General features: G+C 35.7%; 9 protein-coding genes. 5 read left to right on the plus strand and 4 right to left on the minus strand.

Annotated features, from left to right (window positions below; translation table 11 throughout):
* Nucleotides 1–16: 16 nt before the first annotated feature.
* Nucleotides 17–895, minus strand: a complete 879-nt coding sequence (locus tag ACNRYB_RS22590) for an AraC family transcriptional regulator (RefSeq protein ID WP_473728830.1) — start codon at nt 893–895, stop codon at nt 17–19.
* Between the two features lie 305 nt (nt 896–1,200).
* Here ACNRYB_RS22590 and ACNRYB_RS22595 point away from each other — a divergent pair, with 305 nt between their 5' ends.
* The 5 genes from ACNRYB_RS22595 to ACNRYB_RS22615 all read left to right on the plus strand — a co-directional run bounded on the left by ACNRYB_RS22595 (nt 1,201) and on the right by ACNRYB_RS22615 (nt 7,601).
* The gene (locus ACNRYB_RS22595) at nt 1,201–2,337 is read left to right on the plus strand and encodes a glycoside hydrolase family 26 protein (RefSeq protein ID WP_473728831.1); all 1,137 of its coding nucleotides are present in this window, start codon (nt 1,201–1,203) and stop codon (nt 2,335–2,337) included.
* 38 nt (nt 2,338–2,375) lie between these two features.
* Complete coding sequence (locus ACNRYB_RS22600; RefSeq protein ID WP_129745164.1) at nt 2,376–3,767, plus strand: MFS transporter; 1,392 nt, start codon at nt 2,376–2,378, stop codon at nt 3,765–3,767.
* Nucleotides 3,768–3,794: 27 nt separating this feature from the next.
* Complete coding sequence (locus ACNRYB_RS22605) at nt 3,795–4,985, plus strand: glycoside hydrolase family 130 protein (protein ID WP_473728832.1); 1,191 nt, start codon at nt 3,795–3,797, stop codon at nt 4,983–4,985.
* 6 nt (nt 4,986–4,991) lie between these two features.
* Nucleotides 4,992–6,182 (plus strand): AGE family epimerase/isomerase, encoded by a 1,191-nt coding sequence (locus tag ACNRYB_RS22610; RefSeq protein WP_473728833.1) that lies wholly within the window; start codon nt 4,992–4,994, stop codon nt 6,180–6,182.
* Nucleotides 6,183–6,314: 132 nt separating this feature from the next.
* Nucleotides 6,315–7,601, plus strand: a complete 1,287-nt coding sequence (locus ACNRYB_RS22615) for a glycoside hydrolase 5 family protein (protein WP_343708013.1) — start codon at nt 6,315–6,317, stop codon at nt 7,599–7,601.
* 51 nt (nt 7,602–7,652) lie between these two features.
* Here ACNRYB_RS22615 and mgrA read toward each other — a convergent pair whose 3' ends face one another.
* The 3 genes from mgrA to bglX all read right to left on the minus strand — a co-directional run bounded on the left by mgrA (nt 7,653) and on the right by bglX (nt 11,983).
* Nucleotides 7,653–8,609 carry an L-glyceraldehyde 3-phosphate reductase gene (gene mgrA, locus ACNRYB_RS22620; protein WP_473728834.1) on the minus strand — a complete coding sequence of 319 codons (957 nt, stop codon included), beginning with the start codon at nt 8,607–8,609 and terminating at the stop codon, nt 7,653–7,655.
* A 135-nt stretch (nt 8,610–8,744) separates the two neighbouring features.
* The gene (locus ACNRYB_RS22625; RefSeq protein WP_473728835.1) at nt 8,745–9,311 is read right to left on the minus strand and encodes an HdeD family acid-resistance protein; all 567 of its coding nucleotides are present in this window, start codon (nt 9,309–9,311) and stop codon (nt 8,745–8,747) included.
* A 374-nt stretch (nt 9,312–9,685) separates the two neighbouring features.
* Entirely contained in the window at nt 9,686–11,983 is a 2,298-nt protein-coding gene (gene bglX, locus ACNRYB_RS22630) for a beta-glucosidase BglX (protein WP_473728836.1), read from the minus strand.
* Between the last annotated feature and the right edge of the window lie 324 nt (nt 11,984–12,307).

The following is a 12,307-nucleotide window of genomic DNA, read 5'->3' on the forward strand; positions in this document are numbered from 1 at the left end:
TGATAAAAAAGTATCACTATAAAATACGCTTCAGACCCGAAAATTCTTCACGATACTGACTTGGCGTACAGTTTTTTGTTGCTTTAAAACTGCGATTGAAGTTTGCAATATTATTAAAGCCCGATTTAAAAGCAACCTCAGAAACACTCATATCTTTCTCTACGAGCCAACGCGCCGCATAGCCAATTCGAATATCATTTATATAATTAACGAAAGTTTTTCCCGTACGTTTTTTTATAAATCGGTTAAAAGAAATAATAGACATACTGGCCACATTAGCCACATCTTCTAAAGTAATTTTTTCCGCAAAATGTTTCTGCACGTATTCATAAACCAATTTCATTTTGTCATAATCATCAAACGTATCATAATCTACTGTATAAGTAGAAAGCAGACGCTGATTTCTGGAATTAGCCAGATCATATAATAAAGAAGTAATCTCTAGAAAATAATCCATCCCGTCCAGTTTTGAAAGCCTCACAAGCCTTGGAGTCAATTCTTCTGCGGTTTTTTTAGAAAATAGAATTCCATGAATCGATCTATTAAACATATCTCGAATCGGATTCATAATGCGTCTTGCAAGCAAAGATTCATGAAACAAATCATTATGAAACTGTATCGTTATTTCATGTATTTTTTTATTTGCGCATTTATTCAACTCCCATCCATGATATAAATTCGGACCAATCAAAACCAATTCAATATTGTCAATCTCTTCGATATTATCTCCTACAACTCGCTTTACTCCCTTTCCGTTTAGAATAAAATTAATTTCAAATTCAGGATGATAATGAACCGGAAAATCAAAATTGTCCTTTACGCGGTCAAAGACCAAAAAGCTGTCACTTGCCGCAAGCGGAGCAATTTCTCTATAAAAATTTTTCGTATTACTCATATTAAAAGTATTTTTCAGGAAAGTATTGTCCTAAATTTTGACTGCAATAATATGATATATAATTGATAAAATAATATTAATTACACGATATTCATCCAATTATCTTTGAAAAATAAATTATCATTTCTTTAAAAAGAGGTTTAATAATAAACATTAATCATTTTTTATTAAATAACTTTTTATAGTTTTAATAATTTTAGAGCTAAATCACTAAAGAATTTCCGAACAATATATACAACAGGCTTCAAAACCGTAAATCATTGTTACTTTAGTATTTAGCGCCATTAACTATCAATAACCAGACAATGAAAAACCATTTTATCATCATTATAGCGAGTCTATTAATAGGTACTTCGTGCCAATCTCAGAAACAAACTAGTAATACAATTTTATCACTTTCAGATAAAAAAGCTACTTCAGAAACCAAAACGCTTTACAAAAATCTAAATACATTATCGCAAAAAGGTTTTCTATTTGGCCATCAAGACGATTTAGCTTATGGCGTAAAATGGAAATATGAAGACGGACGAAGCGATGTAAAAGATGTCGTTGGCGATTATCCAGCAGTTTACGGTTGGGATATCGCAGGTTTAGAAAATGATAAACCCAATAATATAGACGGCGTTCCTTTTGCTAAAATGAAACAATATATTATAGAGGCAAATGCAAGAGGCGGAATTTCAACGATCAGCTGGCATTTTGACAATCCTGCAACCGGAAAAGACGCTTGGAATAATGTTCCTAATTCTTTAAAAACGATTTTGCCAGGCGCAGAAAATCATAAAAAATTCACTTCTTGGCTAGATAAAGCTGCTGTTTTCTTTTTGTCTTTAAAAGATAAAAACGGAAAAAACATTCCGATTCTTTTCAGACCTTTTCATGAACTTACTGGCGGATGGTTTTGGTGGGGAAAAGGAAATTGCACTCCAGAAGAATTTAAAACCGCTTGGAAATTTACTTTTGACTATCTTCAGAAAAAAGGTGTACACAATCTTATATATGTATACAATACAGGAAGTTTTGGCAATGAAGCCGATTTCTTAGCCAATTATCCTGGAGATAATTATGCCGATATTTTGAGTTTTGATACTTATCAAAATAATAATGATCCGAATGGTGAAAAATTTATAAGTGAAGTTCAAAATCAGTTTAAAATATTGAATGAAATCAGCATAAAAAAGCAGAAACCAATGGCATTGGCTGAAGCAGGTTACGAAGCGATTCCAGATCCCAAATGGTGGACAGGAACTTTATTAAAAGCCATTGGAAATTATAAAATTTCTTATGTCTTATTATGGAGAAATCACGGATGGCAGGAAAAAGAGCAAAAAATGCATTATTATGCTCCATTTACTGGACAAGTAAGCGAAAAAGATTTTGTCGATTTTTATAACCTCGATCAAACTATCTTTGAAAAAGACATTCCAAAAAAATTAAAATAACTGTCCCAAAATAAATTACAACCTTTAAAAAAAACCTAATGCACGACAAAATTAGTTTAAAAGAAAAAATCGGTTACGGTCTTGGAGATGCTGCTTCATCTATGTTCTGGAAAATTTTCAGCATGTATTTACTGTTTTTCTATACCGACGTTTTCGGATTGGCACCAGCTGTAGTTGGAACCATGTTTTTAATTACCCGAATTTGGGATTCTTGTTTTGATCCGATTGTTGGAATTCTAGCCGACAGAACCAAAAGCAAATGGGGAAAATTTAGACCTTATCTCCTTTGGGTAGCCATACCTTTTGCCGTGATTGGAGTTTTAACTTTCTACACACCTGATTTTGACGAAAAGGGAAAAATTATCTACGCTTATGTGACGTATTCCCTAATGATGATGATTTATTCTTTAATCAATGTTCCTTATGCTTCGCTTTTGGGCGTAATGTCTTCCGATAGAAAAGAAAGAAACACACTTTCGTCTTATCGAATGGTTTTTGCTTTCGGAGGAAGTTTATTGGCACTTTGGCTAATTGAACCTTTGGTAAATTATTTTGGAGGAAATCTAAATTCTAAATCGGGCTGGCTGGCAACAATCGCTGTTTTCGGATTCATTACAACTATCTTTTTCTGGGCTTGTTTTGCATTCACAAAAGAAAGAATCAAACCTATTGCAGACGAACAAAATAATTTAAAAGAAGACTTAAAAGATCTTTGGAAAAATAAACCGTGGTGGATTCTGCTTGGAGCTGGAATTGGAGCTTTAGTTTTCAATTCTATACGTGACGGAGCTGCAGTTTATTATTTTAAATATTACGTAAGCAGTTCTGTAAATTTTGATTTTTCGCTTTTCGGAACCGATTTTCACATGACTCCAACGTCAATTTATTTGGTTTTAGGACAAGCCGCAAACATCATTGGAGTTATCATCGCTACGCCAATTGCAAATAAAATTGGTAAAAAGAAAACCTTTTTTGGAGCCATGGCTTTGGCGGCAATCTTAAGCCTAATTTTCTATTTATTCGGAAAAGAAGATGTTTTCTTAATCATGAGCTTTCAAGTTTTAATCAGTATTTGTGCGGGTTGCATTTTTCCATTAATCTGGTCAATGTACGCTGACAGCGCCGATTATTCTGAATGGAAACAAGGACGAAGAGCAACAGGATTGGTTTTCTCTGCTTCTTCAATGTCACAAAAATTTGGCTGGACTATTGGCGGTGCTGGAGCAGGATGGCTTTTAGGCTATTTTGGATTTCAAGCAAATGTCGAGCAGACCGCCACAGCTCAAAACGGAATTCAATTAATGTTAAGCATACTGCCAGCAATTGCGGCCGCAATCTCAGTAGCTTTTATAGCATTTTACCCTTTATCAGAAGAAAAATTACAGATTATAGAACAGGATCTAAACGAAAAAAGAGATCAAAATCATTAAAAAACAAAGACCAAGAAATTAATTTATATGACAACAATAACATCTTCAGTCGATTTTCAAAAAAGAAAATTGGCATTAGAAAACGAACATAAAATACTGCTTCAACTTAAAAACGAACCTCAAGAAACGGTTGGAAATGGTATCTACGAACGTTATAAAAATCCAGTGGTTACTGCAGCGCATATTCCGTTAAACTGGCGTTTTGATTTTAACGAAAAAACAAATCCGTTTTTGCAGGAAAGAATTGGTATAAATGCAGCTTTTAACGCTGGCGCAATGAAATGGAATGGAAAATATCTTTTGGCTGTTCGTGTAGAAGGAATTGATAGAAAATCGTTTTTTGCTATTGCTGAAAGTCCAAACGGAATTGATAATTTCAAGTTTTGGGACAAACCTTGCGTAATTCCGCAAACAGAAGAACCCGACACAAATGTTTACGACATGCGTCTGATTAATCACGAAGACGGTTACGTTTATGGAATTTTCTGTACCGAAAGAAAAGATCCAAAAGCTCCAAAAGGAGATACGAGTTCTGCCGTTGCCAATGCGGGAATTGTGCGTTCTAAGGATTTAGTAAACTGGGAAAGGCTTCCTGATTTAATTTCGAATACAGGACAGCAGCGAAATGTTGTTTTGCACCCAGAATTTGTAAACGGAAAATATGCTTTATACACGCGTCCGCAAGATGGTTTTATTGATGTTGGTTCTGGAGGCGGAATCGGTTTAGGATATGTTGACGATATGACGAATCCGGTTGTAAAAGACGAGAAAATCATTTTCGGAAAACAATATCATACCATTTACGAATTGAAAAATGGTTTAGGGCCAGCTCCAATTAAAACTTCAAAAGGATGGCTGCACTTAGCGCACGGAGTTCGAAACACCGCTGCTGGGTTACGTTATACTTTGTATATGTTTATGACTGATTTGAATGATATTTCGAAAGTAACACACGTGCCAGCTGGGCATTTTATGGGGCCGGAAGGAATTGAAAGAGTTGGTGACGTTTCGAATGTTTTATTTTCTAACGGATGGATCGAAGATGAAGATGGAACTGTTTACGTTTATTACGCTTCTTCGGACACCAGAATGCACGTGGCGGTTTCAACTGTAGACAAATTAGTAGATTATGTTATAAATACACCTGCTGATACTTTTGTTTCTGCTGGTTCAGTACAAACTATCATTAATCAAATCGAGAAAAATAACGCAATCTAAAATATCGTGTCATTACAACTTAAGCTTTTTAAATCTGAACTAACAGCAGAACTAGATTCCATTCTCAACTATTGGTCAAAACGAACTGTAGATGAGAAAAACGGCGGTTTTGTTGGGCAAATTGATTTTAACGATCAACTCATTGCCAATGCAGAAAAAGGTTCGGTTTTAAATGCCCGAATTCTTTGGACGTTTTCTGCCAGTTACAAAACCACAAATAACGAAAACCACAAAAAACTGGCAGAAAGAGCATTTGAGTTTCTTGCGGCTTATTTTTATGACACCGAATTTGGAGGTCTTTTTTGGAGTATAAATGAGGATAAAACTCCAAAAGACACCAAAAACCAGATTTATGCTTTAGCTTTTGCGATTTATGGTTTATCTGAATATTACAGCATTTCGAAAGAAGAAAAAGCCTTAGAAATAGCTAAAAATTTATATCTAAAAATTGAGGAACATAGTTATGACCCTATAAACAAAGGCTATTTTGAAGCTTTCACAAGAGATTGGCAACCCATTGAAGATTTGCGTTTGAGCGCAAAAGATGCCAACGAAAAGAAAACTATGAATACACATCTTCACATTATTGAAGGTTATGCGAATTTATACAAGGTTTGGAAAGACGAAAAACTGCTTGCTGTTATTGTCGAATTACTAAAAACCATCGAAAAGTATTTTATCAATACTAAAACAGGTCATTTACGTTTGTTTTTTGATGAGAATTGGAAAGAAAAGCCAGACGTTATTTCATACGGACATGATATTGAAGCCGCTTGGCTTTTGCAGCAATGTGCCGAAATCTCAGGAAATAAAACTTTGATTGCCAACTATAAAAAGCATGCTATTAAGATTGCCGAAGTAACCAAAGAAGGTTTAGATTCAGACGGTGGTTTATGGTACGAATTTGATCAAGAAAAAGATGAGCTTATAGCCGAAAAACATTGGTGGCCACAAGCCGAAGCCTTAATTGGTTTTTACAACGCTTATCAATTAACGGGAAAAGAAGAATATCTGGATATCGTTTATAAAAACTGGAAATTCATAAAAAAACACATGATCGACCACAAAAACGGAGAATGGTTTTGGGGCGTTTATGACGATTATTACACAATGAAAAAAGATAAAGCTGGATTCTGGAAATGTCCCTATCATAATAGTCGCGCTTGTCTAGAGCTTATTCATCGAATTGACAATTAAGGTTTCAGATAAAAATCAAAACGTCTTAAATGACGTATAGCCCTAGCCCCGATAGAAGCGGCATCCTTTTATGGTGGGGCTCACCATAAAAGATAGAGCGGATAGCGAGATTAGCTCCTTAAAATATAAATTATGAAAAATAGATTTTTTAAAACACTTTCATTAGTCTTAATTTTTACTGCAATTGCTTGCCAAGCACAGGAAAAAATTACTGTGAAAGGAAATCAGTTCTATAAAGGTGATAAACCTTACGCTTATATCGGAACCAATTATTGGTATGGAAGTATGCTGGCTTCTAAAAAAATAGGCGATCGTAAAAGACTTTTGCGTGAGTTGGATTTAATGAAGAAAAACGGAATCGATAATTTACGTGTTTTAGTTGGCGCTGATGGCGGAAAATACGATTTTACAGTTCGTCCTGCCTTGCAATACGAACAAGGAAAATACGACGAAGATTTATTGGACGGCTTGGATTTCCTGATTAGCGAAATGAGCAAACGAAATATGTATGCCGTTTTATATTTGACCAATAACTGGGAATGGTCTGGCGGTATGTCGCAATATTTAGAATGGAATGGCAAAGGTCCAGTTCCTGTACCGAATATTCCGCCGAATACTTGGCCACAGTTTATGTCTTATACTGAGCAATTTCATAGCTGCGAACCTTGTATCGAAGCTTTAAACAATCATGTAAAGTTTATTATTGGAAGAACAAATGCGTATTCTAAAAAGAAATATAACGAAGACAACACCATTATGTCTTGGCAAGTTGGAAACGAACCTAGACTTTTTACGGTAGAAAACGAAGCGAAATTCACGAAATGGCTCAATAATATTGTGGATTTGATTGACAGTTTAGACAAAAACCATTTGGTTTCTACAGGTTCTGAAGGAAAAAACAGCTCGAATGATAGCATGGAAATCTTCGAAAGAACGCATCAAAACCCGAATATCGATTATTTGACCATGCATATTTGGCCAAAAAACTGGAACTGGTTCAAAGCTGATAATGCCGAAGCGACATTTCCGAAAACCATTGAAAACGCTGGGAAATATATTGACGATCATATCAAAGTGGCCAACAATTTAAACCGTCCACTAATTATTGAAGAATTTGGTCTTCCGAGAGAAAACGAAAATCTGAATGCTGGAGCTCCTTCTGTTTACAGAGATAAGTTTTACAGTTATATTTTTGGAAGAGTTGCCGAAAGCGTTAAAAATAACGGTCCGTTAAGAGCTGCCAATTTCTGGGGTTACGGCGGCGAAGGAAAAGCAATTCATCCAGACGGAAAATGGAATCCCGGAGAACCTTTCACCACAGATCCGCCACAAGAACCTCAAGGTTTAAATTCTGTTTTTAATGGAGATAAATCAACATTAGAAATTGTAAAAGATTATAATTTGAAGTTAAAAAAATAAATGATGATTTAGGAAACCTAACAGGTTTTAAAAACCTGTTAGGTTTGACTATTACGCTAAAATCTTCTCAATCGCATTCAATTCATCCTGCGAAAATTCAGTATTCTGAAGACAATCAATATTATTACACAATTGTTTTACAGAACTAGCACCAATTAAAACTGATGTAATTCGTTTATCTTTTTGCAACCAAGCCAAAGCCATTTGCGCCAAAGACTGATTTCTGTTCTGAGCAATTTCGTTCAACTGAATTAATTTCTGAATTCTTTCCTCAGTAACCTCATCTTCTCTCAAATGTCCGTTTGGATTATGTGCTCTTGAATTTTCTGGAATTCCTTTTAAATATTTATCCGTTAAAAGTCCTTGTGCCAAAGGCGAAAACGCAATACAGCCTACTCCTTTTTCTTCTAAAACGTCTAGTAATCCATTTTCAACCCAACGTTCCAACATGGAATATTTAGCTTGGTGAATCAAACAAGGCGTTCCCAATTGTTTTAAAACATCAACCGCAACTCTTGTTTGTTCCGCAGAATAATTGCTGATTCCAACATACAACGCTTTTCCGCTTCTAACTGCGTGGTCTAAAGCCATCATGGTTTCTTCAATTGGCGTTTCAGGATCTGGACGATGTGAGTAAAAAATATCAACATAATCAATGCTCATTCGTTTCAAACTTTGGTCTAAACTTGAAAGCAAATACTTTCTCGAACCCCAGTCGCCGTAAGGCCCTTTCCACATTGTGTAACCCGCTTTTGTAGAAATCACGATTTCATCACGCAAATTTCCCTGAAAGTTATGCCACAATATTTTTCCGAAATTCTCTTCAGCAGAACCTGGAACAGGACCGTAATTATTCGCCAAATCAAAGTGTGTAATTCCTTTATCAAAAGCCTCAATAGCAATACTTTCGGCATTTTCAAAATTATCAACCGATCCGAAATTATGCCATAAACCTAAAGAAATCTCAGGCAATAATAAACCGCTTTTTCCACATCTATTATATTTCATTGTTTTAATTTAAAAGTTGGAGTTTTAATAGATTTTAAAGATAAAAAAAACTCCCGCAGATTTAGCGGATTTAGGAGATTAAAAAATCCACCTGATCTGCTAAATCTGCGAGAGAAAATTAAATCTTATCCTTTTTTAAACTAAATCATGCAGTTTTTTAAGTTTAAAAGAAAAATAAATATAAAAAATCCCGCTTGCGATAAAAGCAAAAGCAGTCCAATATACTATTGAAAGTCCTGCAAAAACAGGATTCCATAATAACAGAAAAGAAAACAAAAGTCCCAAAATTCCTAATCCTAAAAGATTTTTCCAGTCGGGAACAGAATAGCTTTTTAAATTAAAAGCCATAAAAATAGCCATTACAGAACGAAACAAAATAGCCAATCCGACATAAAGCGGCAAAAGTGTTACTGAAACTAACGGATTAGCAATTAATACTATTCCGACACCTAAACCTATAATTCCTGATACCATTGTCCAGCCCCAATTGTCTATTTTTTTTCTATTTGAAAGCGCAAAAATAATTTCAAAAATTCCGCTAACCAAAAACGAAACACTAAATAAAAATGCCAATGTTAAATATGCTTTTACAGGTGTGGCAAAAGACCAAAATCCGATGATTACAAAAAGTATTCCCACTAATAACGGAATGTACCAATAATCAATTGCTGCTTTCACTTTTTTAAATAAAGAATGTTCCATAATACTATTTTAAAATCTTGCCTACTCTATAAAGTTTTCAGCTTACCTTAAATCACCAATTAAAAATATTTAATTGACTGTCTATCAAAGATAAAACAAAAGCATAAACCAAAATAGTCTTTCTATAATAAAATACTGACATATAAATACTTGAGCAACATGACAAATTAACAGCGTCCAGCTTTAGCTGGATGAAAACATAAACACAATCAAAAGGGCTTTAGCCAAACTTTATAGGTTTGGCTAAAGCCCTTTTCTTATTCAAATCTTATTCCCCTAGCTAAAGCTAGGGGCTATTCAAAAATCTTGCGACTCTGCACCTTTGCGAGATTAAAAAAACTTAGTGTCTTAGCGCCTTCGTGGCAAAAAACCTTTTAGTCTTTAATTTCAAAGCCACTCTGCAAACCTTTATCAGAGCTTCCTCCAACCATGATTTTAAAAGTTCCAGGTTCTACTAAATAATTTCCTTCATTATCATAAAACCCAAGTTCTTTATCCGTTAAAGTAAAGTTTATCGTTTTAGTTTCACCTTTTTTCAGATTCACCAATTCAAAACCTTTCAACTCTTTTATCGGGCGAACAATACTTGCGTATTCATCATGAATATATAATTGCACCACTTCTTTTCCGTCATAATTTCCAGAATTCGTAACCTCAACACTCACTTGAACTTTTTCACCTTTATCAAAAGACGTTTTGTTCAGCTTAAGATTTTTATAATCGAAAGTTGTGTAGCTTAATCCAAACCCAAACGGAAATTGAGGTGTTTTTTCCACATCCATATAATGCGACCAGAAAACATTTTTATCGCTGTCTGTTGGTCTTCCTGTACTGTATTTGTTATAATAAATTGGTACCTGACCCACATTTCTTGGAAACGACATTGGCAGTTTCCCACTCGGATTGTAATCTCCGTACAAAACCTGAGCAACCGCATTTCCTGCCTGAGTTCCCAAATGCCAAGCTTCTACAATTGCTGGAACATTCTCAGCTGCCCAAGGAATACTCAACGGACGACCATTATTTAAAACCAAAACCACATTCGGGTTTACTTTATAAATTTCTTCTAATAATTCTTGCTGCAATCCCGGCAGATTCAAATCGGTACGGCTTCTTCCCTCACCGCTTTGGAAACCATATTCGCCTAAAACCATTACTACAACATCGGCATTTTTTGCTGCTTTTTTCGCCGCTTCAAATCCGCTTTTATCTGTTGTGTTGAAAACTGTTTCCGTTAAGAAAGTAGCTTTTTGTTTTAATAAATCAACACCTTTTTCAAAAGTCAACTGATTGTCTTTATATTGCTGCATTCCTTCTAAAACAGAAACCGCAGTATCATCAGAAGCTGCAATTCTCCAGCTTCCCAACGGACTATTTTTATCGTTTGCCAAAGCGCCAATCAAAGCAATTTTTTGTCCTGATTTCTTTAGCGGAAGCAAATTCTTTTCGTTCTTCAATAAAACAATAGATTTCTTCGCCATATCCAAAACGCCTTCATTATTGGCTTTACTTCCAACAACTTCTTTCTCACGCTTTTCATCACAATATTTGTACGGATCATCAAATAATCCCAATTCAAATTTCACACGAAGAATTCGGCGAACAGCATCATCAACCAAAGATTCTTTCACTTTTCCAGATTTTACCAAATCAACCAATTTTGCCACATATAAATACGATTCCATATCCATATCTGAACCTGCAATTACCGCTTTTGCCGTTGCATCCGCTTCGTCTTTTGCATAACCGTGCGCAATCATTTCACGAATCGAAGCATAATCAGAAATCACAAATCCGTCAAACTTCCATTTTCCTTTTAAAATATCTCTCTGCAAAAAGGCATTTCCAGTTGCAGGAACACCATTCAAAGTATTAAACGAATTCATAAACGTGCGAACTCCAGCCTGAACCGTTGCTTCAAAAGGAGGCAAAACCGAATTATACAATTTAGAATTACTGATATCTACAATATTATATTCCAATCCAGCTTCAACATAGCCATACGCCGCAAAGTGTTTTGCACAAGCCGCAATCGTATTTACTTTCGCCAAATCTGCAACAGTTTCTCCTTGAAAACCCTTCACACGTGCATAACCTACTTTACTTCCTAAATACGGATCCTCTCCCGCACCTTCCATCACACGTCCCCAACGGGCATCATTTGCCACATCAACATTAGGACCAAAAGTCCAGTTAATTCCAGATGCCGAAGCTTCATCAGCCGCAATAGCCGCCGATTTTTTAATCGCTTCCAAATCCCAACTCGCCGCTTCTGCTAACGGAATAGGACTTAACGTTTTATAACCATGTATTACGTCAAAACCAATAATCAGCGGAATTCCCAAACGGGTTTCTTCAACCGCAATTTTCTGAACCGCACGAACTTCTTTCACACCACGAACGGTCAGCATCGATCCGACCAATCCTTTTCTTAAATGTTCGTATTTTAATTCTGCCGTTCCACCTTTCGGAGCAGGTCCCGTAACATCCCAAAAACCATTATATTGGTTCATTTGCCCTACTTTTTCCTCAAGCGTCATTAACGGCAAAAGCAGATCTATTCGCTGCTCAACAGTTTTATTTTTATCCAGATACGGCTTTTTCTGTGCATTCATATTTCCAACGGTAAACAGGGAAAAGACCCCAATAAATATTATTTTTTTGTTTTTCATAATGTGGTTTAGTTAGTTTTTCTTTAAGATTCTGAGATTCTGAGATGCTAAGATTCTAAGTTTCTTTTTTTGGCGTGTCCCTCCGGGTCGGGCTATCCGTTTCAAGTCCTCGCACTTCCTTCGTCAGGCTCCGGCTTTCCACTTCTATCCCTCACGCAAATCGTTTTCAAAAGAGCGTTTTTGATTATCTTGTCATCCTGAGGAACGAAGGATCACACTAGAAACTCCGTAAAGAACTTCGCTAATCTTTGTCGACTCCCGAGTATGATCCTTCGTTCCTCAGGATGACAAACTTTGTGTCTTTACTTTGTGAAGCTTCTTGCG

This window comes from Flavobacterium sp. CR10 (genome assembly GCF_055814415.1).